Genomic DNA, 24527 nt, shown 5'->3' with positions numbered 1-24527 from the left:
ATCGCGCATCAGAGACTAGCTGATCGATCGCCAGTTATTTCTTTTTCCGCCGACCGGCGCCACCGAGCTTGATCAGGCGCAGCGCGGCTTCGGCCAGCACCGTACGCTTGTCGTCTTTGTCGAGTTTCTTCCAGACACGGATCTCGCGCTTGCTGCGGCCACAGCCGAGACAGATGTCGGCGCTGAACTTGCAGAGGCTGATGCACGGGTCTTTGGTGGAACTCATCGAATACTCCAGAACAACACTTGCCCCTGTGGGAGCGGGCTTGCTCGCGAATGCGCTGTATCAGGCAATGCATGCATATCTGACACACCGCATTCGCGAGCAAGCCCGCTCCCACAGGGGTTGACCAGTGATCTTGAAAACCGGATCAGTCTTCAAATTCGCGGCGTTCGGCCTCGATGGCTTCGGCCAGCGCACGGGCTTCGGCTTCTTCTTCGCTCAGCTCGGGTTCGGGCGCTGGCACCGGTTGTTCGAGGGCGGCGACGGCGGCCAGGAGTTTTTCCCGGGCTTCGGCAACGCCAAGAATGTCCTCTTCCGGTTCGGCTTCTGGCTCGGTCTCGAGTTCAACTTCAATCACCGGCTCGACGGTCTCGACTTCCGGCTCAGTCGTCGACGCTTCACCATCCGCAGCATCGCGCAACAGATCGTCGAAGTCGGTCTTGATCCCCTCCTCCATGCTGTCCAGCTCCAGCAACAGCGTGTGGAAACTGGTTTCTTCCTTCGGTTCTTCCGATTCGGCGCTGGCGTCGGCCTGTTCCTGCAGGCCCTGCGGTACCGGTGCGTCGTCAAAATCGAGGACCGGCTCGGTTTCCATCTCGCGCAGCTCAGCCAGCGGTGGCAAGTCTTCGAGGTTTTTCAGGTTGAAATGATCGAGAAACGCCTTGGTGGTGGCGAACATCGCCGGTTTGCCCGGGACGTCGCGGTAACCGACGATGCGGATCCACTCGCGCTCGATCAGCGTCTTGACGATGTTGGTATTGACCGCCACGCCCCGCACGTCTTCGATCTCGCCCCGGGTGATCGGCTGGCGATAGGCGATCAGCGCCATGGTTTCCAGCAGCGCCCGGGAATAGCGCTGCGGGCGTTCTTCCCACAAACGCCCGACCCACGGCGAAAACTTCTCGCGGATCTGCAGGCGGTAGCCGGAAGCGACTTCCTTGAGCTCGAACGCGCGGCCCTCGCAGGACTTGGCCAGCAGGCTCAGGGCTTTCTTGAAGACCGCAGGTTCCGGTCGTTCGCCTTCTTCGAACAGTTCGTAAAGGCGTTCAAGCGATTGCGGTTTTCCCGAGGCCAACAGAAAGGCTTCAAGCAGGGGCGCCAGCTCGCGGGGTTCAGTCAGGTTCATGTTTCGACTCGTTATTCGGCTCGGGCTCGCACGTGGATCGCGGCGAACGGCTCATTCTGCACCAGCTCGACCAAGGATTCCTTGACCAGTTCAAGGATCGCCATAAAGGTCACCACCACGCCGAGGCGACCTTCCTCGGCGGTGAACAGCTCGACGAACGGTACAAAACCGCCGCCCTTGAGCCGTTCCAGCACATCGCTCATGCGCTCGCGGGTCGACAGTGCCTCGCGACTGACCTGGTGGCTCTCGAACATGTCGCCCCGGCGCAGCACTTCGGCCATGGACATCAGAATCTCTTCCAGCGCGACATCCGGCAACAGCTTGCGCGCCCGGGCTTCCGGGGCGTCGAGCTTGGGCACGACCACATCGCGACCGACCCGGCTCAGGCCGTCGATGCCTTCGGCGGCAGCCTTGAAGCGCTCGTATTCCTGCAGGCGACGGATCAGTTCGGCGCGCGGGTCGTCCTCTTCGTCTTCGACGGTTTCGGCGCGCGGCAGGAGCATCCGTGACTTGATCTCGGCCAGCATCGCCGCCATCACCAGATACTCGGCAGCCAGCTCCAGGCGCACCGACTGCATCAATTCGACATAGCCCATGTACTGGCGGGTGATTTCCGCCACCGGGATGTCGAGGATGTTGATGTTCTGTTTGCGGATCAGGTACAGCAGCAAGTCGAGCGGGCCTTCGAAGGCTTCGAGAAACACTTCCAGCGCATCCGGCGGGATGTACAGGTCCAGCGGCATTTCCGTGACCGCCTGGCCATAGACCATGGCAAACGGCAGTTCCTGCTGGGCGCCGGCCTGGGGATCGACAACGGTTTCCACTGCGGACATTCAGGCCTCGACCATGAACGGCGCGGGATCGCCGCAACCGACGCGGATCACTTCCGGGTCGTCGCCGGTCAGGTCGATCACGGTGGACGCCTTGATCCCGCCGAAACCGCCGTCGATGATCAGGTCCACCTGGTGTTCGAGCAATTGACGCATTTCGTACGGATCGCTCAGCGGATCTTCATCGCCGGGCATGATCAGGGTCACGCTCATCAGCGGCTCGCCGAGTTCGGCCAGCAACGCCAGGGCAATCGGATGGCTCGGCACCCGCAGGCCAATGGTGCGTTTTTTCGGATGCAGCAACAGGCGCGGCACTTCACGGGTGGCGTTGAGGATAAAAGTGTAAGGCCCCGGCAGATGCGCCTTGAGAATGCGGAAGGTGCCGGTGTCGATCTTGGCGTAGTTGCCCAGTTGCGACAGGTCGCTGCAGATCAGCGCAAAGTTGTGCTTTTCGTCGAGCTGACGCAGCCGGCGCACGCGCTCGATCGCGGTCTTGTCGCCGATCTGGCAACCGATGGCGTAGGAAGAGTCTGTGGGATAAATCACCACCCCGCCCTTGCGGATGATCTCGACCGCCTGTTTGATCAGGCGCGCTTGCGGGTTTTCCGGATGGATCTGGAAAAATTGACTCACGTTTTCTACCTGTTCAGACGGCGGCAATATCTGTGTCATGTTTGAACCGACACCACAGGGGTGGAAGGTCCTCGGGAACCGGCCGGTACTGGCCAATCTCGGACCAGCCTCCAGGGCCATGGAAATCACTGCCGGCGCTGACCAGCAGACCGAACTCGCGGGCAAGGATTGCCAGGCTGCCGACCTGTTCCGCGGGCTGATGGCCATTGACCACTTCGATTGCATGCCCGCCCGCTTGAATATAGTCGGCAATCAGCTTTCGGCGCTTGCTGCGGGTGAAATCGTAGTGCCATGGATGCGCCAGACTGACCCACGCTCCGGCGGCGCGCAGGGTGGCGACGGTGTCTTCCAGCGTCGGCCAGTGTTGCTTGACGTCACCCAGCTTGCCAGCGCCGAGCCATTTGCGGAACGCCTCGGCGCGATCCTTTACAAAACCTTCACGCACCATCCAGTCGGCAAAATGCGGACGGGCCGGGGCGTTGCCGCTGTCGCCCAGCTCCTGCTGGATCTGCCGGGCGCCGTCGAGGGCACCGGGCATACCTTTGAGGCCGAGCTTGCGGCTTATTTCTTCGGACCGCAGCCAGCGGCCATCGTGCAGTCTGGCGATGGCCTCGACCAATGGCGCGGCGTTGACGTCGAAACCGTAGCCCAGCACGTGGATGGTCGCGCCGCCCCAGGTGCAGGACAGTTCGACGCCATTGACCAGTTGCATGCCCAGTTCTTCGGCGGCGCGGCGCGCTTCGGCGAGGCCTTCGAGGGTGTCATGATCGGTCAACGCCAGGACTCGCACGCCGTTTTCGAACGCACGCGCAACCAGAACCGCCGGCGCCAGGGCGCCATCGGAAGCCGTGCTGTGGCAATGCAAATCAACATTCACGGGGAGTTGTAACCTCAAATCAGCTGGCGCTATCGCGCGCCCATATGTTTGTTATTATGCCGCCACATCCAGCTTCTGGCTCTCACTGTGAAACAATTCATCGATTTCATCCCGCTTCTGCTGTTCTTCATCGTTTACAAACTTGATCCACGGGTTGTCGATATCGCCGGCCACGAGGTCACTGTAGGCGGTATTTACAGCGCCACGGCGATGCTGATCATCAGCTCCCTGGTGGTCTACGGCGCGTTGTTCATCAAACAGCGCAAGCTGGAGAAGAGCCAATGGCTGACCCTGATCGCCTGCCTGGTGTTCGGCAGCCTGACCCTGGCCTTCCACAGCGAGACCTTCCTCAAATGGAAAGCCCCGGTGGTCAACTGGCTGTTCGCCCTGGCCTTCATCGGCAGCCACTTCATCGGTGACCGCCTGCTGATCAAACGCATCATGGGCCACGCGCTGACCCTGCCGGATCCGGTCTGGACCCGCCTGAACATCGCCTGGATCGCCTTTTTCCTGTTCTGCGGCGCTGCCAACCTGTTCGTGGCGTTCACCTTCCAGAGCATCTGGGTCGACTTCAAGGTGTTCGGCAGCCTGGGCATGACCGTGCTGTTCCTGGTCGGTCAGGGCATCTACCTGTCCCGCCATCTGCATGACGCCGATACCACAACGCCAAAAACCGAGGACTGACATGCTTTACGCAATCATTGCCACCGACGTCGCCAACTCGCTCGAAGCCCGCCTCGCCGCGCGCCCGGCCCACCTCGAACGCCTGCAAGTGCTCAAGGGCGAAGGCCGTATCGTACTGGCCGGCCCGCACCCGGCGGTCGACAGCAATGATCCGGGCGCTGCGGGTTTCACTGGCAGCCTGATCGTCGCCGAATTCGACTCCCTGAGCGCCGCCCAGGCCTGGGCCGACGCCGATCCGTACATCGCCGCCGGCGTGTACGCCGACGTGATCGTCAAGCCGTTCAAGCAAGTTTTGCCGTAACCAAGGAATGTGGAGGGGCTCTGTGGCGAGGGGATTTATCCCCGATGGTTGCGCAGCAACCCAAAGCCATCCAATGCGGTGTGCCTGACACACCGCATGCTCCCATTTCAGGTCGGCTTCGCAGCCCATCGGGGCGGTGCGACGTTTCGCTGAATCCCCTCACCACAACAGCTCTCTCGCCACACTCAACCCACTCCAAGCACTGAACCTTCCCGGTTCTAACCGCTCTCAATCGCTCATTATTCTCGTTTGCCTGCCGACAACCTGCCCAATATCCATTTGCAAGCAGGAATCGCAATGCGCAAAGGTCCGTTGTGTCTGATGTGGGTCACGTTGTCGATCATGGCGCCCGCCCATGGTGAGGAAACCACCGAAAGCGGCAGCTCCACGCCATTGTCGTTAAGTGCCGGCAGTCAGATTACCGAACTGCAGCAGCGCCTGAAGGCCAGCGAGCAGCAGCGGGAAGAACTGAGCAAACAACTGCAAAATGCCGATAACACCCGCGAAAGCGCCCAGCTTGCCCGGTTGCGTCAGGAGAACCAGCGCCTGAAGCTGCAACTCAAGGAAGCCCAGGCCAGTCCATTGCCGCGTCTGTTGACCGAACAGCAGCAATGGTTCGTCACCGGCGCCGGGGTAGCGCTATTGGCGCTGCTGTGCGGTATCTTTGCCAGTGGAGCAAGCCGAAAACGTCGGCAATGGCTAAATTGAGTGAGTCATGAGCGAGCTGTTACTGATTGATGATGACCAGGAGTTGTGCGAACTCCTGAGTAGCTGGCTGAGCCAGGAAGGCTTCCAGGTACGCGCCTGCCACGATGGCCAGAGCGCGCGCAAAGCGCTGGCCGAATCGGCGCCTGCCGCTGTGGTGCTGGACGTGATGCTGCCCGACGGCAGCGGTCTGGAACTGCTCAAGCAATTGCGCAGCGAACACGCCGATTTGCCAGTGCTGATGCTCTCGGCCCGGGGCGAACCGCTGGATCGCATCCTCGGTCTGGAGCTGGGCGCCGACGATTACCTGGCCAAACCCTGCGATCCGCGTGAACTCACCGCGCGCCTGCGCGCCGTGCTGCGCCGCAGTCACCCGGCCGCAGTATCGACCCAGCTCGAACTCGGCGACCTGAGCTTCAGCCCGGTGCGTGGCGTGGTCAGCATCGACGAGAAAGAACTGACTCTCACTGTTTCCGAAAGTCGTTTGCTCGAAGCCCTGCTCAAGCAGCCCGGCGAGCCGCTGGACAAACAGGAACTGGCGCAACTGGCCCTCGGCCGCAAACTGACCCTGTACGACCGCAGCCTCGACATGCACGTCAGCAACCTGCGCAAGAAGATCGGCCCCCACCCCGACGGTCGCCCGCGAATCGTCGCCCTGCGCAGCCGCGGTTACTACTACAGCCTGTAAATCGGGAAATACCTGCCTGAATGCTATATGTGGCGAGGGAGCTTGCTCCCTCGCCACAGGCGCAGTGCCAGTGATATTTGTCAGGCAGGGTACGAAGCGTCTTTACCCAAGCTTTACGCAGCGCTGACCGCCGCTGACCTTGATCTCCGTAATCTGAACTCATCCGGAACGTACCGGGAACGAGACAAGGAGATACACCATGCGCAAGACTCTTATCGCTCTGATGTTCGCTGCCGCTCTGCCAACCGTCGCCATGGCCATGCCACAGGATGGTGGCCCGATGGGTGGCCCGCTCGACGGCCCACGCCACGGCGGTCAGATGCACGGTGAGCACGGCAAAGGCCCGTACAGCCAACTCGACCTGTCCCGTGAACAACGTGATCAGATCCGCAAGATTATGGGCGAGCAGATGCATGAGCGTCGCCAGGTAGTCGAGAAGTACCTGGAAAAACTCTCGCCGGCCGACCAGAAAGCCATGAAAGACGAGATGGCCGCCAACCACAAGAAAGCCGAAGCTGACGTACGCAACCTGCTGAAACCGGATCAACAGAAGAAATTCGACGAGATCCAGAAGAAACAGGCTGAACGCCGCGCCGAATGGGCCGAGTTCAAAGCGTGGAAAGCGCAACAACCGCAAAAAGCGCAATAATGCGATAACCTCGGATCCGACGGCTAAGCGCCGTCGGTTCTGTTGCCACTCAATCCAAATGTGGGAGCGGGCTTGCTCGCGAATGCGGTGTATCAGACAAAGTAATGTTGACTGACACACCGCATTCGCGAGCAAGCCCGTTCCCACATTGTTGAGTTTTTTGTTTGATTGAGGATTTTCTGTGCGTTCATTGTTCTGGCGTATTCTCGCGAGCTTCTGGCTGGCCATTGCTCTGGTGGCGGGGCTGTCGATTCTGCTCGGGCACATGCTCAACCAGGACGCGTGGATCCTCAGCCGCCATCCCGGCCTCAACACCCTGGCCGCCGAATGGACGCAAACCTACGAAGCCCAGGGCGAAGACGCCGCGCAGGACATCCTCGAACAGCGCAAACGCCAATATCACATCGATGTCCAGGTGCTGAACGAAAGCGGCGACCCGGTGGTGCGTGGCACCTTCCCGCGTCGCGCCGCCGCCTTCGAAGCCCGGCAGAACAACGATGACCGACGCCTGCCCTGGCGGCGCCTGACCGACGAATTCACCAGCGAAAAAACCGGCGACACCTATCTGTTCATCTTCCGCATCCCGCACCCGGAGCTCGACGCCTGGCACCGCGAAAGCCTGCTCTGGCCGCTGAGTGCGCTGGGCATTGCGCTGGTGGTGCTGACCCTGTTCAGCCTGCTGGTGACCTTCTCCATCACCCGCCCGCTCAGTCGTTTACGCGGTGCGGTGCATGATCTGGGGCAGACCACCTATCAGCAGAACAGCCTGGCGAAACTGGCCAACCGTCGCGATGAATTCGGCGTGCTGGCCAACGACTTCAACCGCATGGGCGCGCGCCTGCAAAGCCTGATCGGCAGTCAGCGCCAGTTGCTGCGCGATGTGTCCCACGAACTGCGCTCACCTTTGGCGCGACTGCGGATTGCGCTGGCACTGGCGGAACGGGCCAACCCGGAAGAACGGGAAAAGCTCTGGCCACGCCTGACCCGCGAATGTGATCGGCTGGAAGCGCTGATCAGCGAGATTCTGGTGCTGGCAAGGGTCGATGCCGACAACGCCAGTGCCGAAGCGGTAGACCTGAATGCGCTGCTCGGCACCTTGCAGAAAGACGCGCAACTTGGCTCGCCGGAGCAGACCGTGCGCCTGGATGCCGAACCACACCTGACACTGACCGGCTGGCCGACCATGATCGAGCGCGCCGTCGATAACCTTTTGCGCAACGCCCAACGCTTCAACCCGGTGGGGCAGGCAATCGAATTGCAGGCCACACGTCAGGGCGAACGAATTGTGGTGAGTGTGCGCGACCACGGGCCGGGCGTGCAGGCCGAGCATCTGAGCCAGTTGGGCGAACCGTTCTACCGGGCGCCGGGGCAGACGGCGGCCGGGCATGGTCTGGGCCTGGCGATTGCCAAGCGCGCGGCGGAGCGGCATGGCGGGAGTCTGCTGCTGGCCAATCATCCTGAGGGCGGGTTTATCGCCAGTCTGGAATTGCCGTTGGTGCCAGGGGCAATTGTCCAGCCTTAAAAGCCCCTCACCCCAGCCCTCTCCCGGAGGGAGAGGGAGCCGACCGAGGTGTTATGCGAAGTGCATCGACCTGGCAAACCGTGTCGATTATGGATTCAGTGAAGATCGCTCCGCCCGGCGCACCCCTGGAGCATGCCAATCGATCCCTCTCCCTTGGGGAGAGGGAGCCGACCGAGGTGTTGTGCGAAGTGCATCGACCTGGCAAACCGTGTCGATTATGGATTCAGTGAAGATCGCTCCGCCCGGCGCATCCCTGGAGCATGCCAATCAATCCCCTCTCCCTTGGGGAGAGGGAGCCGACCGAGGTGTTATGCGAAATGCATCGACCTGGCAAACCGTGTCGATATGGATTCAGTGAAGATCGCTCCGCTCGGCGCATCCCTGGCGCATGCCAATCAATCCCCTCTCCCTTGGGGAGAGGGAGCCGACCGAGGTGTTATGCGAAGTGCATCGACCTGGCAAACCGTGTCGATTATGGATTCAGTGAAGATCGCTCCGCCCGGCGCATCCCTGGAGCATGCCAATCAATCCCCTCTCCCTTGGGGAGAGGGAGCCGACCGAGGTGTTATGCGAAGTGTATCGACCTGGCAAACCGTGTCGATATGGATTCAGTGAAGATCGCTCCGCCCGGCGCATCCCTGGAGCATGCCAATCAATCCCCTCTCCCTTGGGGAGAGGGAGCCGACCGAGGTGTTATGCGAAGTGCATCGACCTGGCAAACCGTGTCGATATGGATTCAGTGAAGATCGCTCCGCTCGGCGCATCCCTGGCGCATTCCCCAATCAATCCCCTCTCCCTCCGGGAGAGGGAGCCGACCGAGTTGTTATGCGAAGTGCATCGACCTGGCAAACCGTGTCGATATGGATTCAGTGAAGATCGCTCCGCTCGGCGCATCCCTGGCGCATTCCCCAATCAATCCCCTCTCCCTCCGGGAGAGGGTTAGGGTGAGGGGCTTTTGATGTTCAGGCCTTGGAAGGCCAGGCGCTGACGAACTCGGCCAGATCGACCTTCTCCGCCACACGCGGCTCTTTCTGCGGCGTGCCGAGGTACAGAAAGGCAATCACTTGTTCGTCTTCAGCCAGGCCCAGCCCCTTGGCCACGTGCGCCGAATACGCCAGATCACCGGTACGCCACACCGCACCAATCCCCTGCGCGTACGCCGCCAGCAGGATTCCGTGAGCCGCACACCCCGCCGCCAGCAACTGCTCGGCCTTCGGATACTTGACGTGATCCTGCAGTTTCGCGATCACCACGACCACCAGCGGCGCCCGCAGCGGGCCGTTGCGCGCCTTGTCGATCATCGCTTCAGTGACTTCGCCTTCCTGCATCTGCGCCGCTTCGGCCAGCAACTCGCCCATTTGCTCACGTGCCGCGCCTTCGACGGTGAGGAAACGGTACGGCTGCAAGTGGCCGTGATCCGGTGCGCGCAGGGCTGCGCCAAACAGGGCTTCGCGCTGCTCGGCGGTAGGGGCCGGTTCGACCAGGCGTGGAACGGAAACACGGTTGAGCAAAGCGTCGAGAGCCTGCATCGGCCACCTCCTGAGAAAAATGTGCGGCTATTCTAGCGGTATCCGGCAACAGGGTGCCGGTTTACATGCCCTGCCCCACGGGTAGAATGGCGCCCTTCCTACATCAGCCCGAGCGGACTTCATGGCGTTGCCGACCTTACGGATTATTGGTTTCATCATCGGCATCTTCCTGATCACCCTGGCCATCGCCATGGTTGTGCCCATGGCCACCCTGGTGATTTTCGAGCGCACCGGCGATCTGCCGTCGTTCCTCTGGGCGAGCATGATCACCTTCGTCGCCGGCCTCGCACTGGTGATCCCCGGCCGCCCCGAGCACATTCACCTGCGCCCGCGCGACATGTACCTGCTGACCGTCAGCAGCTGGCTGGTGGTGTGCATTTTCGCCGCGCTGCCGTTTTTGCTGACCCAGCACATCAGCTACACCGATTCGTTCTTCGAAAGCATGTCCGGCATCACCGCCACCGGCTCGACCGTGCTCAGCGGGCTCGACACCATGTCCCCGGGGATCCTGATGTGGCGCTCGCTGCTGCACTGGCTCGGCGGTATCGGCTTCATCGGCATGGCGGTGGCGATTCTGCCGTTGCTGCGCATCGGTGGCATGCGCCTGTTCCAGACCGAGTCATCCGACCGCTCGGAAAAGGTCATGCCGCGCTCGCACATGGTGGCGCGCCTGATTGTGGCGGCCTACGTCGGTATCACCATCCTCGGCAGCCTGGCGTTCTGGTGGGCCGGGATGAGCCCGTTCGATGCGATCAACCACGCGATGTCGGCGATTTCCACCGGCGGTTTCTCGACCTCCGACCAGTCCCTGGCGAAGTGGACGCAACCGGCGGTGCACTGGGTCGCGGTGGTCGTGATGATTCTCGGCAGCCTGCCGTTCACGCTGTACGTGGCGACCATGCGCGGCAACCGTCGGGCACTGATCAAGGATCAGCAAGTGCAGGGTTTGCTCGGCATGTTGCTGGTGACCTGGCTGGTGCTCGGCACCTGGTATTGGTGGACCACCAAGCTGCACTGGCTGGAAGCGCTGCGGCACGTGGCGCTGAACGTAACGTCGGTGGTCACCACCACCGGTTTTGCCCTCGGCGACTACAGCCTGTGGGGCAACTTTTCGCTGATGCTGTTTTTCTATCTGGGCTTTGTCGGCGGCTGCTCCGGCTCGACGGCGGGCGGAATCAAGATCTTCCGTTTCCAGGTCGCCTACATCCTGCTCAAGGCCAACCTTAACCAGCTGATTCACCCGCGCGCGGTGATCAAGCAAAAGTACAACGGCCACCGTCTCGACGAAGAGATCGTGCGTTCGATCCTGACCTTTTCGTTCTTCTTCGCCATCACCATCTGCGTGATCGCCCTGCTGCTGTCGCTGCTCGGCGTCGACTGGATGACCGCGTTGACCGGCGCTGCCAGCACCGTGTCCGGCGTCGGCCCGGGCCTGGGCGAGACCATCGGCCCGGCGGGCAACTTTGCCACCTTGCCGGATGCCGCGAAGTGGATTCTGTCGTTCGGCATGCTGCTCGGCCGACTGGAGATCATTACGGTGTTTGTGCTGTGTATTCCAGCCTTTTGGCGTCACTGACCGGCGCCTGCAACAGCCGCGCCCGGTAATCGCCGGGTGTGGTATCGAACCAGCGGCGGAACGCGCGGAAGAAGTTGCTCGGATCGGCAAACCCCAGCAGATAGGCAATCTCCAGCAAGGTCATGTTCGGCTGCGCCAGATACTGCTCGGCCAGTTCGCGGCGGGTGTCGTCGAGCAACTGCTGAAAACTGGTGCCCTCCTCCTGCAAACGGCGCTGCAAGGTGCGCTGCGACAGGTGCAGGGTCTGCGCCACGGTATCGCGCTTGGGTTCGCCCTGCGGCAGTAAACGGCATAACACCTGGCGCGCCTTGTGGGTCACGCGACTTTCGGAAAAACGCGCCAGGTATTCCCCGGCAAACCGGTCGTGCAGCAGCGCCATGGCTTCGTTGGCGGTGGGCAGCGGTGCTTCCATGTCGGCGCGTTCGAAAATCAGCGCATCGTACGGCGCGTTGAACATCAGCGGCGCGTGGAAGGCTTGTCGGTAGGGTTGCAGGTCTGCGGGTTCGTCACCCTGAAACAGCACTTTGACCGGGTGCAGGGTGCGTCCGGTCAACCAGCCGCACAGGCCAAGCGCACAGGCCAGCGAGGCTTCGGCGCTCTGCCGGGTTGGCGGCAGGTGATCGCCATGCACCGTCAGAATCAGCGCATAGCCTTCTTCGAGCAGACGAAAACTCAGGTCGGCGCTCTCGGCGATGATCCGCTGATAACGCACCAGCCGTTGAAAGCCTTCGGCCAGGGTGTTGCTCGACATCAAGGCATAGCCGGCAACGTGGAACGACGCCGGGCGTACCACCTTGCCCATGTTCAGGCCGATCGCCGGGTTGCCGGACAGCTCGACCGCCCGTTGCCAGAGGCGGGTCATGGAATCTTGCGGGAAGCGCGCATCCGGATCATCCAGGGCCGCGTAATCGAGCCCCAGTTGCTTGAACAGTACCCGGCAATCCAGGCCGTCCATCTCCAATGCTTTGACAATCCCCATCGCCCAGCTTGCAGAAGTCGTTCGTTCGCTCATGGCGTTATTCTTTTACATGATGGATCGCATGTTACGACCCGATTTGCGAAGGATACTAAAGTGGCGCCCATTGTCACTGGCTGATGCCAGTGTTCACTCTAGACTCAAATAAGCTACCCGCCGAACAACTTGCCGTCAGAACAATAACCACAGAGATCGCAGTCGTGGAAAACATCAAGCAATTCAACACTTTCGCCGAGTTCTACCCGTATTACCTCAGCGAACACGCCAACAGTACCTGCCGACGATTGCATTTCATCGGCACCACGCTGGTGATTTTCATTCTGGCCATGACCATCGCCAAAGGCGCCTGGCTGCTGTTGCTGGCCCTGCCGCTGGCCGGTTACAGCTTCGCCTGGGTCGGCCATTTCTTCTTTGAAAAGAACCGTCCGGCGACTTTCCAGCATCCGCTGTACAGCCTGCTCGGCGATTTCGTCATGTACCGCGACATGATCCTCGGCCGCGTGGCGTTCTGAATCCCGACACACCCGGAGGCTTGCCGATGAACGCCAATGCCCGCTTCACCCACATGAAAGACGGCACACAGGAAGACTGGGCGATCATCGCCGCGGACTTCAGCGCCTACGCTCGGCAATTGCCGTCGCGGATCATCGCGCACCTGAAGTTGCTCGAAGGCGATTTCGGCGGCTTCCCGGTGGATCGCCTGACCCATTCGCTGCAAACCGCAACCCGCGCCTATCGCGACGGGCGTGACGAGGAATACGTGGTCTGTGCGCTGCTGCATGATATTGGCGACACCCTCGGCTCCTACAACCACCCGGACATCGCGGCGGCGATTCTCAAACCGTTCGTCAGTGCCGAGAATCTGTGGATGGTCGAGAAGCACGGGATCTTTCAGGGTTATTACTTCTTCCATCACCTGGGCATGGATCGGCATCTGCGCGAGCAATTCGCCGCGCATCCGCAGTATCAGGCCACGGCGGAATTTTGCGCCAGGTACGATGCGGCGGCGTTCGACCCGGCCTATGAAACCCTGCCGCTGAGCTTCTTCGAGCCGATGATGGAGCGGTTGTTTGCCCAGCCGAAGCACTCGATCTACAAGGCGGCGATGGAAGAACACAGCCCGGCCTGAGAACACCACAGATCAATGTGGGAGGGGGCTTGCTCCCGAAGGCGGTGTGTCAGACAAACATGTACTTACTGATACACCGCATTCGGGAGCAAGCCCCCTCCCACAGGAGATATCTGGGGTCTAGGCAATCTCGGCAACCTTGGCGGCCTTGAGCTGTGCCTCCCGCGCCTGTGCATCCGCCAGGCGATACAGCTCGATCGTGCCATCCCAGTGCTCGATCAATGCTGTGCACGATTCCACCCAATCGCCGCAATTGAGGTAGTCCACCTCGCCGACCTTGCGGATCTCGGCATGGTGAATGTGCCCGCAGACCACGCCGTGCAATTCGCGCTTCACGCATTCGTGGGCGATGGCTTCTTCGAAGTCGCTGATGAAGCTCACTGCCGTCTTCACCTTGTGTTTCAGGTACGCCGACAACGACCAGTAGCCGTAGCCATAACGCGCTCGCCAGTGATTGAGCCAGCGGTTGAGGGTCAGGGTGAATTCGTAGGCCGAGTCGCCGAGGAAGGCCAGCCAGCGGTGGTAGCGGGTGATCACGTCGAACTGGTCTCCATGGATCACCAGCAGGTGCCGGCCATCCGCCGTGACGTGAACGGCCTCGTCGACCAACTGGATGTTGCCGAGGATCAGCTTCGAATAACGGCGCAGGAATTCGTCGTGGTTGCCGGTGACGTAGATCACCTCGGTGCCGCGCTTGCTCATGGTCAGCAGGCGACGGATCACGTTGGTGTGCGCCTGCGGCCAGTACATGCCACCGCGCAGCTTCCAGCCGTCGATGATGTCACCGACCAGATAGATCTTGTCGGCGTGGTAGCCCTTGAGAAATTGCGACAAGTGCTCGGCCTGGCAATCCCGCGTGCCCAGGTGCACGTCGGAAATCCACAAGGTACGCACCCGTTGTTTGCGGCTGGGTTTGGCGAGCTCGGCGCTGGTCATGGGCAACCCTCTGCGATGTTTTCGCCACTGTGCACGTGCCGGGTGAATCGACCATGACAGACAGGCGTCAGTCGTGTGACAGCGCGCAAGCCCGTCGCCCCGGTGTAGACTGGCGCTCACTTCGGAGACTTCTTCCATGCGCCCGATCCTCACTCTGCGCCAATACACCCACGACCTGATCGTCCACAGCCACGACCACGCGCAACTGGTGTTCGGGCTGTCCGGCGCGCTGGATTTCGAAGTCGAGGGTCAGGGCAGCCAGGTGCGCCAGCAGAGTTTCGTGGTCGTCCCCGGCGGCGCGCATCACGCCTGCGGCAGCCCGGATGGCAGCCGTTGTCTGGTGCTGGACGTACCCGACGGGCCATGGCTGAACGATTCGCTGGGCGAGCACGCCGACGCCAGTCAGCGCTTGCTCGACCAGCCTGCACGGTTGTCGCTTGATGCCGGGCAAAGCCAATTGGTCAACTGGCTGGCGAACAGCCCGGTCACGGATCCGCTGATCGCCCAGCAAGGCGCAGTGTTGCTGCTGGCCAGCCTGAATCACACCAGACCTGCCGAACATTCGGCGCGGCGCCTGCCCTATGCGGCGCTGGATGCGCACATCGAGCAACACGCCGCCTACCCGCTGCAGGTGGCCGATCTGGCGCAGATCGCCGGCTTGTCCAGCGCCCGCCTGCATGCGCGGTTCATGGCTGAATGCGGACAAACGCCGATGGAATACATTCGCAGCCGACGGCTGCACAAGGCAGTCTGCCTGCTGCGCGAGACGGCGCTGCCGATCGGCGAGATCGCCAGTCGGGTCGGCTACAGTTCGCAGAGCGCGTTCGCGGCGGCGGTGCTGCGCGAGTTCGGCGCCTCACCGGGGCAATTGCGTCGCGACTCCTGCGACAAAAAACGCTAGTTCGCCGACAGACTTCTGCGCCGCAACACGTTTCAATGGGCAACATTGAAACTGTGTTCGGATTAAGGATTGCAATGACTCCGCGTACCGCCCTCGGCGCCCTGCACATTGGCGCTCTGATGTTCGGCCTGACCGGTGTGTTCGGCAAACTCGCGGCCGCCTCGCCGGCGGTGATCGTCTTCGGGCGTGCGGCGTTTGCCGTGCTCGCCCTGGCCTTTTTCGCCCGCTTCGCCAGTCAGCACGGCTGGCAGAAACTGCAGGCGGTCGACTGGCGGCGCCTGGCGCTCAGCGGCGTGTTGCTGGCCGGGCACTGGGTGAGTTTTTTCATCGCGGTGAAGGTCGCTGGCGTCGCCATCGCGACCTTGGGTTTTGCCAGCTTCCCGGCGTTCACCGTGATTCTCGAAGGGCTGATTTTCCGCGAACGCATCCGCGCCAATGAAGTCGTGCTGGTGGTGCTGGTCAGCGTCGGTCTGGTGTTGGTCACCCCGGCGTTCGATCTGGCCAGCGGCGCCACCACCGGCCTGCTCTGGGCGGTACTCTCAGGCCTGTTGTTCGCCTTGCTGTCGCTGACCAACCGTGCCAGCTCCGGACGTATCCCGGCGGTGCAGGCGGCGCTGTGTCAAAACGTGGTGGTGGCGCTGTGTCTGCTGCCGATCGCGGCCCCGCAATTGAGCGAAGTACGCGCCATGGACTGGCTGTGGATCAGCCTGCTCGGGGTGTTCTGCACCGGCGTTGCGCACAGCCTGTTTGTCGCCAGCCTCGCGGTGATCAAGGCGCGCACCGCCGCCGTGGTGTTCGCCATGGAGCCGGTCTACGGCATCACCGTCGCCTGGTTGCTGTTCGATGAAAACCCGACTGTGCGCATGCTGGTCGGCGGCGCGCTGATCATCGTCGCCATCGTGGTCTCCGCGCGGATGTCAGGCAGCGCCGACAAGAAAACCGTCGCGGCCGAAGCGGCGTCTCACTGAGTGTGATCGTTGTGGCCGAGGTCGCGCTCAGGGTCGATCTGATCGCGGACTCGCTGCTTGAGCACCTTGGCCTCGGGAAAGCCGCCGTCGGCCTTGCGCTCCCAGATCTGCACATCGTCGCAGCTGATGTGAAATACCCCGCCGGTGCCGGGCACCAGCGAGACCTTGCCGAGGTCGTCGCCGAAAGTGCTGAGCAGTTCCTGCGCCAGCCACGCGGCGCGCAGCAGCCACTGGCATTGGGTGCAATACGTGATGACGATTTCCGGTTTTGCAACAGACATGTTCGCTGAAACTCCTGAGACAGAGGGCGCCGCTATAATAGCCGGCTTTATCGCTTGCCCCGAGACTCACCATGCGCCGTTTGCTGTTCTGCCTGCTGCTTGGCTTGCTGCCGTTATTTGTGAATGCCACCGAAGCCACCCGCCCGAAAGTCGGCCTGGTGCTGTCCGGCGGCGCTGCCCGTGGTCTGGCGCACATTGGCGTGCTCAAGGCCCTTGAGGAGCAAGGCATCAAGATCGATGCGATTGCCGGCACCAGCATGGGCGCGGTGGTCGGTGGCCTGTATGCCTCGGGCTACAAGATCGATGAGCTGGAAAAACTCGCGTTGAACATCGACTGGCAACAGGCACTGTCCGACGCGCCGCCCCGGGAAGACGTGCCGTTTCGCCGCAAACAGGACGACCGCGATTTTCTGGTGAAACAGCAACTGAGTTTCCGCGATGACGGCAGCCTCGGCCTGCCGCTGGGGGTGATTCAGGGCCAGAACCTGGCGCTGATGCTGGAAAGCCTGCTGGCGCATACCAGCGACACCCGCGACTTCGACAAGCTGCCAATCCCGTTCCGCGCGGTCGCCACCGACATCGCCAACGGCGAAAAAGTGGTGTTCCGCAAAGGTCACTTGCCGCAGGTGATCCGCGCCAGCATGTCGATCCCGGCGGTGTTCGCCCCGGTCGAACTGGACGGCCGGCTGCTGGTGGACGGCGGCATGACCGATAACATCCCGCTCGACGTCGCGCGGGAAATGGGGGTCGATGTGGCGATCGTGGTCGACATCGGCACTCCGCTGCGCAACCGCAAGCAACTGACCACCGTGGTCGATGTGCTGAACCAGTCGATCACCCTGATGACCCGGCGCAACTCCGAAGAGCAACTGGCCGCCCTCAAACCCGGCGACGTGCTGATCCAGCCGGCGCTGGCGGCATTCGGGGTCACTGATTTCGGCAAAGCCCAGGAAATGATCGACGCCGGTTACCGCGCCACGCGGATTCTCGACACCCGCCTCGCTCAGCTCAAACCTCAACAATCCCAGGACGCCGAACTGAACGCTGCCCGCGCCCCGGGCCAGCGCACGCCGATCATCACCGCGATCAGGGTCGAGAACGACTCGAAAGTCGGCGATGAGGTGATTCGCTATTACATCCGTCAGCCGATCGGCGAGCCTCTGGATCTGGGCCGACTGCACTCGGACATGGGCACGCTGTACGGCCTGGATTACTTCGAACAGGTGCAGTACCGCGTAGTGCACAAGGGCCAGGATCACACGCTGGTGATCAGCGCCCGGGGCAAACGCAGCGGCACCGATTACCTGCGGGTCGGCCTTAATCTGGCGGACGACATGCGCGGTGACAGCGCCTTCAACCTCGGCGCCAGTTACCGCATCAACGGCATCAACCGCCTCGGCGCGGAATGGCTGACCCGCGCACAAATCGGCGACAAACAGGAGCTCTACACCGAGTTCTATCAGCCGCTGGACGTCGGCTCGCGCTACTTCGTCGCCCCGTATGCTGCGTTTGAAGCGCAGAACGTCGATGCGGTGCTCGACAACGACCCGATCGCCCAATATCGCGTCGAACGCTACGGTTTCGGCCTCAATTTCGGCCGGCAGATCGGCAATAACGGTGAAATCCGCTTCGGGGTCGGCGAGGCCTGGGGTAAAGCGGATGTGCGCATCGGCGATCAGGACCTGCCGAGAGAAAACTTCACTGAAGGGTTCTACTCGCTGAAGTACTCGTTCGACTCGCTGGACAACGTCTACTTTCCCCACGAGGGCAAGGACGTCAGCCTGACCCTGATGCAATTCGAACCGGGCCTGGGTTCGGATACGCGCTACCGGCAGTGGGAATTCAAGCTCGATAAAGCCATGAGCCATGGCCCGGATACACTGATTCTCGGCGGCCGTTATGGCCGAACGTTGGACGACGCCAACGTGGTGACGTCGAGTTTCCTGCTCGGCGGTGCGCGACAGCTGTCGGGCTTTCGCGAGGATTCGATTTCCGGGCAGAACGTCAGCCTGATGCGCGCGGTGTATTACCGCCGGTTGACGCCGCGTTCCTACCTGCCGCTGGACTTCCCGCTGTATGCCGGGGCGTCGCTGGAGCGTGGGCGGGCGTGGAACAACGACAATGAATTCGACAGTGGCTACATCAATGCCGCCAGTGTGTTCATCGGCTTCGATACGCCGTTGGGGCCGTTGAATTTCACGTATGGCTTGAATGATGCGAATGAGCAGGCGGTTTATTTGAATCTGGGGCAGACGTTCTGATCATTCAGGTGGATCTATATTGCCTGCCAGGCCGCCTTCGCGAGCAAGCCCGCTCCCACACTGGAACGCATTCCAACTGTGGGAGCGGGCTTGCTCGCGAAGGCGATAGTCCGGTCACCGCACAATTCCGGTGACTCAACCATCAGCGAATACCCGCGAGTAACGTCCGTGCCGTTTGCCTGAGGGGTTCATCCCCTTCCTTGAGCAACTCATTGAGCAAGGCAATCGCGCTGTCGATATCCCCATCATCAATGCAGGTCTGTGCCTGTTCGAGTTTCTCCGAGCCGTGTTCCGGCTCAGTCGCCGCTAGATCCAGCGGCTCCAGCGCCAGCAACTCGCCCGGGTCGCCGAATTCGTTAAGAAAGTCATCGTCCAGCGGCTGCGCGTCCGGTTCGGGGATCCACTCCAGCTCCGCCTCTTCGCTGGCCCCGGTTTCGGGTAACTCGAAGTCCGCTGGCAGGATTTCCAGGCCGGAGTTCGATGCAGTCCGCTCTACGGGCTGCTCAGGTGTCGAACGACTGTCTTCAAGATCCCAACTGGACGCCATCGACAGCTCACCCAGATTCAACTCGAAATCATCCTCGGCCGCCGGTGGCGCAGGCGCCACCGCTGCGGCGGCGGCAATTGGCAGCACCGGGGTTATCGGCGCAGCGCCGGTCAATTTTGAATGCCGCTCTCGGATCGCAGCCAGTTGCTGAGGATCCACCCCGGCATCACGCAGGCGGTGTTCCTGTTGTTCATAAGCAGCGCTGTCGCCCTGCCGCCCCAGCACTTCGAGCAATTGCACACCCAATTCGGTGCGCTCGGGCTCCTTGTCCATGGCATTGCGCAACAACCCGACCGCCTCACTCAAACGACCATAAGCCAGATAGATCCCCACCGCCTCCAGCACATCGCCGGCCGCCGGTTCTTCACGGTGTTCGGTGGCTGCGCGGATGCTCGCCGATTGAGTGGTTGGCGGGTCTTCAGGATCTGTTTGCCGATCTGCCGGCAGAGCTGCCAGTGGCGCCGCGCCCTCCACCAGTTGCCGCCGACGTCGTACGAACAGCCCGGCACCCAATAATCCCAGCAGCATCAGCAAGCCACCGAGCAGCGGCCAGTTGAGACCATCGTCGGCAGCTTCAGGCGCAGTGGTGACTGGCGCGGGAGTTGGCGGCGTGAGGGCCGGTGCCGGCGGCTGTTGCAGTTCGCTCAAACGCGTTTGCAGATCACTGATCTGCTTTTTGCCGTCGGCTAGCTGGATATCCTGCGCCTGCAGTTTTGTGTTGAGTTCCTCGACGGTCTTTTGCAGCTGCTGATTGAGTAACGCGCTGGCCGCCAATTGCTCGGCCACGGCATCGTTGGCTGGCGCCGCCGTCGCCGGAGGGGGTGGCGCTGAAGGGGCGGCGTCGCGCTTGCCCTGAGCAGCCTGAGGCGCCGCCGTGGCAGGTTCGACGGTGGGAAATTCAGAAGATTGCGGACGTGGATCGGGCTCGTCGGTGGCCGGCAAGATACTCGGCGATCCGGGTGGATCGATCAGCAGCGTGTACTCGCGCAGCAGGCGGCCATTGGGCTGATTGAGCTGCACCAGAAAATTCAGAAAGGGTTCATTGACCGGTTTGCGCGAGGTCACCCGGATCATCTGGCGATTGCCATGCAGGATCGGGGTGAACTTGAGGTCATTGAGGAAGAACACCCGCTCAACCCCGGCCCGGGCGAATTCATCCGCGGTGGCCAAGCTGGCCGAGAGGTCGCTGGCACTGAGGCCCGCGGCATCCACCAGGGCGATGTCGGCCTTGAGCGGCTGATTGAGGGCTGAGTGGACGGTAATGTCCCCCAACCCCAGCGCCATCGACCAGGTCGAATAGCTGAATACACCAGCGACCAGCAGCCATCTGGCGCCACCGCGCAGTACAACGTGCCGACTTGCGAGCATGAGCATCCCTTAAATAAGCAAAACCGGTTTCTATGCGTTCGCACATCCGGTACGAACACGATATTGCCCAGTAGTTCTTATAGTCTGCTCTGCGCGATCCCTCAAAAAACGGCGCGCGGTTTATGCCTCAAGATTTTTCCAGGTTGCCCAGAATGTGCCCGTGAACGCGCATGCACACCTTAAGATCCGCCTCGTCGACGCCTTCGAACAATTCGTGACGCAGCTGCGTGGCAATGGTTTCGATTTGTTCGATCAGCGGCAGCGCCGGAGCGCAGAGCACGATTTTTTTCGCCCGGCGGTCTTCCATCACCGACTGACGTTGCACCAGGCCCTGGCTTTCCAGGCTGTCGAGCAAGCGCGCGAGGGTCGGCCCTTCGACACCGACGCTTTGCGCCAGCTCGCGTTGGGTCGGCGCGTCTTCGAAACGCGCCAGATGCAGCAGCACCAGCCAGCGCGCCTGGGACAAACCCAGACCGGCCAGTCGGCGATCCAGTTCGGCACGCCAGCCTCGGGACATCTGGGCCAATTGCATGCCAAAGCGGTGTTGATCGGTTAACGGCATAAAACACTCATGAGTAGACTGACAAATAGAGAAAAACTAATTATTAGTCAGCTAAGCATGACATTTGGCTATAGGCAAGAGCCGACCTGTACTGAATCGTTACAACTGCCTGACGGTTGGCGCAATCGCCCTCTTACATTTCGAATTCCGATTGCAGCGCAGCCCTTACGCAGTAAAGAACACCTTCCGGAACCCGACCGGCGAACAGCTCGGCCACCTCGGCGACCGACGGCAACTCGCCCTCGCCGTCGAGGAACGCGTCTTGCACTTCGCCCATCAGTTCTTCAGGCAAATCGAGCGCCTGCTCCAGCGACAACTGCTGTTTGCCAATGGCCTCGGCGAGCATCGTGTAGACGTTCTTTTCCGAGCACTGCAACTGCCCGGCGATCTGCATCGGGGTCATGCCGGCGCGGGCAAGGGTGATCAGTTCGTGACGCACATCGGCCACCACTTTCGGCGCCTCGGCCTCGCCGCCGAGCACTTCCAGGAAGGCTTCGCCGTAACGTTCCAGCTTGCGCGCACCAACACCGCTGACCCGCGCCATGTCGGCCAGCGAGGTCGGCTGGCTGCGGAGCATTTCCAGCAGGGTCGAATCGGGGAAGATGACGTACGGTGGCACGCCATGCTCTTCGGCGAGTTTGCGCCGCAGTGCACGCAAGGCTTCCCACTGTTCGCGCTCTTCGCCACGCACCAGCTGACTGGCCGGACTCTTGCTGGCGGTCTTGGCGGTGACTTGCGGCTTGAGGTCGCGGCGCAGCTCCAGGCTCACTTCGCCCTTGAGCAATGGCCGGCAGGTATCGCTCAGGCGCAGGCCACCGTAGCCTTCATGATCGACGTCGGCCAGACCACGCGCCACCAGTTGCCGGAACAACGAGCGCCATTCGCTCTCGCTCAGCGCCTTGCCGACGCCGTACACCGACAGGTGCTGATGACCGAAACTGCGGACCTTTTCGTTGTCCTTGCCTAGCAACACGTCCACCAGATGGCCGACACCATAGCGCTGGCCGGTGCGATAGATCGCCGACAGTGCCTGGCGCGCCGGCTCGGTGGCGTCCCAGGTCTGCACGCCATCGACGCAGTTGTCGCAGTGGCCGCACGGCTCGGGCATGTCTTCGTCGAAGTACGCCAGCAGGGTCTGGCGGCGGCAGCGGGTTTCTTCGCAGAGCGAGAGCATCGCGTCGAGTTTGTGCTGCTCCAGACGCTTGTGGCGCTCGTCGCCCTCGGAGTTCTGCAGCATCTGCTTGAGCATCACCACGTCTTGCAGACCGTAAGCCATCCACGCATCCGCCGGCAGGCCATCACGGCCGCCGCGCCCGGTTTCCTGGTAATAGGCTTCCAGGGATTTCGGCAGATCGAGGTGCGCGACGAAACGCACGTTGGGCTTGTCGATGCCCATGCCGAACGCCACGGTGGCGACCATGATCAGGCCTTCCTCGTTGAGGAAGCGTTTCTGGTGGTAGGCGCGCAGATCATTGGGCAGACCGGCGTGATACGGCAGCGCCGGGAAGCCCTGCTCGCTGAGGAACGCGGCAACTTCCTCGACCTTCTTGCGCGACAGGCAATAGACGATGCCGGCATCGCTGCGGCGTTCGGCAAGGAACGCCAGCAACTGCTTGCGCGGCTGCTCCTTGGGCACGATGCGGTAGAAGATGTTCGGGCGGTCGAAGCTCGACAGGAAACGCTCGGCGTTCTGCAAGTGCAGGCGGGTGACGATTTCTTCGCGGGTACGCTTGTCGGCGGTGGCAGTCAGGGCGATGCGCGGTACGTCGGGGAACATTTCCGCCAACTGGCCCAGTTGCAGGTATTCCGGGCGGAAATCATGGCCCCATTGCGACACGCAGTGCGCTTCGTCGATGGCGAACAGGGCGATGTTCAAGCCTTGCAGGAACGACAGCATGCGCGGCTGCACCAGACGCTCGGGCGCCAGATAGAGCATCTTCACTTCACCGCGTTTGATCCGCGCCGCCAGATCGCGCTGCTGTTCGGCGCTCAACGTGGAGTTCAGCGCCGCAGCGGCCACGCCCAGCTCTTCGAGGGTGGCGACCTGATCGTCCATCAGCGCGATCAACGGCGACACCACCACCGCCAGGCCTTCGCGCAGCAACGCCGGGACCTGGAAGCACAAGGACTTGCCGCCACCGGTAGGCATCAGCACCAGCGCATCACCGCCGCTGGCCACGCGCTCAATGATTGCACCCTGACGGCCACGGAAACTGTCGTAGCCGAAGATGTCCTTGAGGACGCGTTGAGCCTGTTCGAGCATAAAAACTCCAAAAATCTACCGAAACATCCCTGCACAGGCTGGTTCAGGACAGCCACAGCTGCTTAAACAAAACGTAAGAGCGCATTGCAATGACAGCCGCAATACGAGCAGGGAGCGCAAAACGCGGCAGTATACCCGAGCGTTCCCCGGCACAGGGTGCCGCTGATAAGACTCCGCTAGCCGCCAACACGAAAACCCTGTGGGAGCGGGCTTGCTCGCGAAGGCGGCGTGCCGGTCGATGCAAAAGTGTCTGATACGCCGTATTCGCGAGCAAGCCCGCTCCCACAGGGATATTCGTGTTGCCTGTAATTGCGGCAAATCTGCCGTGCGGCTGGCTTGAGCGCTCAAGAAGGCCTAGAATTCCCGCATTGTTTATTCCCCCAAGGTAGCCCCGTAATGTCCTTCGCTGAGCAACTAACCCGCCTGCAAGTCTTTCTCGACGCCGACGAGCTGCACGAAGAGGCGCTGGATTACGTGGCCGCCCACGGTTACCTGACCGCCCTGTCAATCTGTGCAGAAGACGTACCGGAGCGTGAGTGGATCGACGCCCTGTTCGCCGAAGAGCCGCATTACAGCAGCGAAGCCCAGCGCGAAGAAATCGAAGCCACCCTGATTGGTCTCAAGGCACACATCGCCCGTCAACTGGCGTCCGACGAAGAATTCGAACTGCCGTGCGACCTGGACCTGGGCGACGAGCCGGACGACTCTGAACTGCGCGGCTGGTGCATCGGCTTCATGGAAGGCGTATTCCTGCGTGAAGCGGCCTGGTTCGAAACCGCTGAAGAAGAAGTCAGCGAAATGCTCCTGCCGATCATGGTCGGTTCGGGCTTGTTCGACGAGCAGCCAGAGTTCGAAGACATCGCCAAGGACGCCAACCTGATGGACGACATGATCGTGCAGATCCCGGAAGCCCTGACCGCGCTGTACCTGCTGTGCCAGGCGCCAGACGAAAAACCGGCGATCCTCAAGCCACGTCACCACTAAGATCCGGC

Annotated in this window: 25 protein-coding genes; 13 read left to right on the top strand and 12 right to left on the bottom strand. The window is 61.7% G+C overall.

The genetic code is table 11. The annotated features are described in order from the left end of the window. Positions 1–34: 34 nt before the first annotated feature. The 5 genes from E4T63_RS07650 to E4T63_RS07630 form a co-directional block, all read right to left on the bottom strand. Positions 35–226 (bottom strand): DUF1289 domain-containing protein, encoded by a 192-nt coding sequence (locus E4T63_RS07650; RefSeq protein WP_135295196.1) that lies wholly within the window; start codon positions 224–226, stop codon positions 35–37. A gap of 145 nt (positions 227–371) precedes the next feature. Continuing rightward, positions 372–1349 carry an SMC-Scp complex subunit ScpB gene (gene scpB / locus E4T63_RS07645; protein WP_135295195.1) on the bottom strand — a complete coding sequence of 326 codons (978 nt, stop codon included), beginning with the start codon at positions 1347–1349 and terminating at the stop codon, positions 372–374. 11 nt (positions 1350–1360) lie between these two features. Beyond that, complete coding sequence (locus E4T63_RS07640) at positions 1361–2059, bottom strand: segregation and condensation protein A (RefSeq protein WP_171061841.1); 699 nt, start codon at positions 2057–2059, stop codon at positions 1361–1363. A gap of 123 nt (positions 2060–2182) precedes the next feature. Further along, entirely contained in the window at positions 2183–2812 is a 630-nt protein-coding gene (locus E4T63_RS07635; RefSeq protein ID WP_007966016.1) for an L-threonylcarbamoyladenylate synthase, read from the bottom strand. Between the two features lie 13 nt (positions 2813–2825). Beyond that, positions 2826–3689, bottom strand: coding sequence for a PHP domain-containing protein (locus E4T63_RS07630; RefSeq protein WP_135295194.1), 864 nt, complete (start codon positions 3687–3689; stop codon positions 2826–2828). A gap of 87 nt (positions 3690–3776) precedes the next feature. Between E4T63_RS07630 and E4T63_RS07625 the strand changes: the two genes are divergently transcribed. From E4T63_RS07625 to E4T63_RS07600, 6 genes are all read left to right on the top strand, one after another. Further along, positions 3777–4373 (top strand): septation protein A, encoded by a 597-nt coding sequence (locus E4T63_RS07625; protein ID WP_027613975.1) that lies wholly within the window; start codon positions 3777–3779, stop codon positions 4371–4373. Between the two features lies 1 nt (position 4374). Next, positions 4375–4674 (top strand): YciI family protein, encoded by a 300-nt coding sequence (locus E4T63_RS07620; RefSeq protein WP_135295193.1) that lies wholly within the window; start codon positions 4375–4377, stop codon positions 4672–4674. 297 nt (positions 4675–4971) lie between these two features. Then, positions 4972–5382 (top strand): translation initiation factor 2, encoded by a 411-nt coding sequence (locus E4T63_RS07615; RefSeq protein WP_027613976.1) that lies wholly within the window; start codon positions 4972–4974, stop codon positions 5380–5382. A 7-nt stretch (positions 5383–5389) separates the two neighbouring features. Then, the gene (locus E4T63_RS07610; RefSeq protein WP_007966021.1) at positions 5390–6067 is read left to right on the top strand and encodes a response regulator transcription factor; all 678 of its coding nucleotides are present in this window, start codon (positions 5390–5392) and stop codon (positions 6065–6067) included. 199 nt (positions 6068–6266) lie between these two features. Continuing rightward, positions 6267–6716: a Spy/CpxP family protein refolding chaperone gene (locus tag E4T63_RS07605; protein WP_047600020.1), complete on the top strand. Its 450-nt coding sequence runs from the start codon at positions 6267–6269 to the stop codon at positions 6714–6716. 181 nt (positions 6717–6897) lie between these two features. Continuing rightward, positions 6898–8238, top strand: a complete 1341-nt coding sequence (locus tag E4T63_RS07600) for a sensor histidine kinase (RefSeq protein WP_135295192.1) — start codon at positions 6898–6900, stop codon at positions 8236–8238. A 962-nt stretch (positions 8239–9200) separates the two neighbouring features. On the opposite strand, the gene E4T63_RS07595 is transcribed toward E4T63_RS07600, so the two are convergent. Continuing rightward, complete coding sequence (locus tag E4T63_RS07595) at positions 9201–9767, bottom strand: nitroreductase family protein (protein ID WP_098967781.1); 567 nt, start codon at positions 9765–9767, stop codon at positions 9201–9203. 121 nt (positions 9768–9888) lie between these two features. On the opposite strand from E4T63_RS07595, the gene E4T63_RS07590 reads away from it, so the two are divergent. Then, positions 9889–11343, top strand: a complete 1455-nt coding sequence (locus E4T63_RS07590; protein WP_135295191.1) for a TrkH family potassium uptake protein — start codon at positions 9889–9891, stop codon at positions 11341–11343. On the opposite strand, the gene E4T63_RS07585 is transcribed toward E4T63_RS07590, so the two are convergent. Further along, positions 11300–12355, bottom strand: a complete 1056-nt coding sequence (locus tag E4T63_RS07585) for an AraC family transcriptional regulator (protein ID WP_209318229.1) — start codon at positions 12353–12355, stop codon at positions 11300–11302. The two genes, E4T63_RS07590 and E4T63_RS07585, sit on opposite strands and share 44 nt — an antisense overlap. A 164-nt stretch (positions 12356–12519) precedes the next feature. Here E4T63_RS07585 and E4T63_RS07580 point away from each other — a divergent pair, with 164 nt between their 5' ends. Both E4T63_RS07580 and E4T63_RS07575 read left to right on the top strand, forming a co-directional pair. Next, entirely contained in the window at positions 12520–12831 is a 312-nt protein-coding gene (locus E4T63_RS07580) for a DUF962 domain-containing protein (RefSeq protein ID WP_003222750.1), read from the top strand. A 26-nt stretch (positions 12832–12857) separates the two neighbouring features. Further along, positions 12858–13448: an HD domain-containing protein gene (locus E4T63_RS07575; RefSeq protein ID WP_098967777.1), complete on the top strand. Its 591-nt coding sequence runs from the start codon at positions 12858–12860 to the stop codon at positions 13446–13448. A 120-nt stretch (positions 13449–13568) separates the two neighbouring features. Here the strand turns inward: E4T63_RS07575 and E4T63_RS07570 are convergent, their stop codons facing one another. Beyond that, positions 13569–14384, bottom strand: a complete 816-nt coding sequence (locus E4T63_RS07570) for a UDP-2,3-diacylglucosamine diphosphatase (RefSeq protein WP_007966031.1) — start codon at positions 14382–14384, stop codon at positions 13569–13571. Positions 14385–14520: 136 nt separating this feature from the next. Between E4T63_RS07570 and E4T63_RS07565 the strand changes: the two genes are divergently transcribed. Continuing rightward, positions 14521–15285 carry a helix-turn-helix transcriptional regulator gene (locus tag E4T63_RS07565; protein ID WP_135295190.1) on the top strand — a complete coding sequence of 255 codons (765 nt, stop codon included), beginning with the start codon at positions 14521–14523 and terminating at the stop codon, positions 15283–15285. Positions 15286–15359: 74 nt separating this feature from the next. Further along, positions 15360–16253: a DMT family transporter gene (locus E4T63_RS07560; protein WP_086794533.1), complete on the top strand. Its 894-nt coding sequence runs from the start codon at positions 15360–15362 to the stop codon at positions 16251–16253. Here E4T63_RS07560 and E4T63_RS07555 read toward each other — a convergent pair. Then, entirely contained in the window at positions 16247–16534 is a 288-nt protein-coding gene (locus E4T63_RS07555; RefSeq protein WP_135295189.1) for a SelT/SelW/SelH family protein, read from the bottom strand. The two genes, E4T63_RS07560 and E4T63_RS07555, sit on opposite strands and share 7 nt — an antisense overlap. A 71-nt stretch (positions 16535–16605) precedes the next feature. Between E4T63_RS07555 and E4T63_RS07550 the strand changes: the two genes are divergently transcribed. Beyond that, on the top strand, positions 16606–18795 hold the full coding sequence (locus E4T63_RS07550; protein ID WP_135295188.1) for a patatin-like phospholipase family protein: 2190 nt from the start codon (positions 16606–16608) through the stop codon (positions 18793–18795). A 142-nt stretch (positions 18796–18937) separates the two neighbouring features. Here E4T63_RS07550 and E4T63_RS07545 read toward each other — a convergent pair whose 3' ends face one another. The 3 genes from E4T63_RS07545 to recQ form a co-directional block, all read right to left on the bottom strand. Beyond that, positions 18938–20710 carry a FimV/HubP family polar landmark protein gene (locus E4T63_RS07545; protein WP_135295187.1) on the bottom strand — a complete coding sequence of 591 codons (1773 nt, stop codon included), beginning with the start codon at positions 20708–20710 and terminating at the stop codon, positions 18938–18940. A gap of 127 nt (positions 20711–20837) precedes the next feature. Then, positions 20838–21272, bottom strand: coding sequence for a MarR family transcriptional regulator (locus E4T63_RS07540; protein WP_027613988.1), 435 nt, complete (start codon positions 21270–21272; stop codon positions 20838–20840). 133 nt (positions 21273–21405) lie between these two features. Then, on the bottom strand, positions 21406–23535 hold the full coding sequence (recQ, locus tag E4T63_RS07535; RefSeq protein WP_097090179.1) for a DNA helicase RecQ: 2130 nt from the start codon (positions 23533–23535) through the stop codon (positions 21406–21408). Positions 23536–23931: 396 nt separating this feature from the next. Here recQ and E4T63_RS07530 point away from each other — a divergent pair, with 396 nt between their 5' ends. Next, positions 23932–24519 (top strand): YecA family protein, encoded by a 588-nt coding sequence (locus E4T63_RS07530; RefSeq protein WP_007962155.1) that lies wholly within the window; start codon positions 23932–23934, stop codon positions 24517–24519. The last annotated feature ends 8 nt before the right edge of the window (positions 24520–24527 follow it).

Origin of the sequence: Pseudomonas fluorescens (assembly GCF_004683905.1) — a bacterium.
In the GTDB taxonomy this organism is placed as follows: Bacteria; Pseudomonadota; Gammaproteobacteria; order Pseudomonadales; family Pseudomonadaceae; genus Aquipseudomonas; species Aquipseudomonas putida_A.
The sequence above is the reverse complement of the archived record's forward strand: the minus strand, read 5'-3'. Positions and strand labels throughout refer to the sequence as shown.

Coding starts and splice junctions, on each gene's coding strand:
- E4T63_RS07650 (WP_135295196.1), bottom strand. CDS start 226: ATGAGTTCCACCAAAGACCCGTGCATCAGCCTCTGCAAGTTCAGCGCC.
- scpB (WP_135295195.1), bottom strand. CDS start 1,349: ATGAACCTGACTGAACCCCGCGAGCTGGCGCCCCTGCTTGAAGCCTTT.
- E4T63_RS07620 (WP_135295193.1), top strand. CDS start 4,375: ATGCTTTACGCAATCATTGCCACCGACGTCGCCAACTCGCTCGAAGCC.
- E4T63_RS07615 (WP_027613976.1), top strand. CDS start 4,972: ATGCGCAAAGGTCCGTTGTGTCTGATGTGGGTCACGTTGTCGATCATG.
- E4T63_RS07610 (WP_007966021.1), top strand. CDS start 5,390: ATGAGCGAGCTGTTACTGATTGATGATGACCAGGAGTTGTGCGAACTC.
- E4T63_RS07605 (WP_047600020.1), top strand. CDS start 6,267: ATGCGCAAGACTCTTATCGCTCTGATGTTCGCTGCCGCTCTGCCAACC.
- E4T63_RS07595 (WP_098967781.1), bottom strand. CDS start 9,767: ATGCAGGCTCTCGACGCTTTGCTCAACCGTGTTTCCGTTCCACGCCTG.
- E4T63_RS07590 (WP_135295191.1), top strand. CDS start 9,889: ATGGCGTTGCCGACCTTACGGATTATTGGTTTCATCATCGGCATCTTC.
- E4T63_RS07585 (WP_209318229.1), bottom strand. CDS start 12,355: ATGAGCGAACGAACGACTTCTGCAAGCTGGGCGATGGGGATTGTCAAA.
- E4T63_RS07575 (WP_098967777.1), top strand. CDS start 12,858: ATGAACGCCAATGCCCGCTTCACCCACATGAAAGACGGCACACAGGAA.
- E4T63_RS07570 (WP_007966031.1), bottom strand. CDS start 14,384: ATGACCAGCGCCGAGCTCGCCAAACCCAGCCGCAAACAACGGGTGCGT.
- E4T63_RS07565 (WP_135295190.1), top strand. CDS start 14,521: ATGCGCCCGATCCTCACTCTGCGCCAATACACCCACGACCTGATCGTC.
- E4T63_RS07560 (WP_086794533.1), top strand. CDS start 15,360: ATGACTCCGCGTACCGCCCTCGGCGCCCTGCACATTGGCGCTCTGATG.
- E4T63_RS07555 (WP_135295189.1), bottom strand. CDS start 16,534: ATGTCTGTTGCAAAACCGGAAATCGTCATCACGTATTGCACCCAATGC.
- E4T63_RS07550 (WP_135295188.1), top strand. CDS start 16,606: ATGCGCCGTTTGCTGTTCTGCCTGCTGCTTGGCTTGCTGCCGTTATTT.
- E4T63_RS07545 (WP_135295187.1), bottom strand. CDS start 20,710: ATGCTCGCAAGTCGGCACGTTGTACTGCGCGGTGGCGCCAGATGGCTG.
- E4T63_RS07540 (WP_027613988.1), bottom strand. CDS start 21,272: ATGCCGTTAACCGATCAACACCGCTTTGGCATGCAATTGGCCCAGATG.
- recQ (WP_097090179.1), bottom strand. CDS start 23,535: ATGCTCGAACAGGCTCAACGCGTCCTCAAGGACATCTTCGGCTACGAC.
- E4T63_RS07530 (WP_007962155.1), top strand. CDS start 23,932: ATGTCCTTCGCTGAGCAACTAACCCGCCTGCAAGTCTTTCTCGACGCC.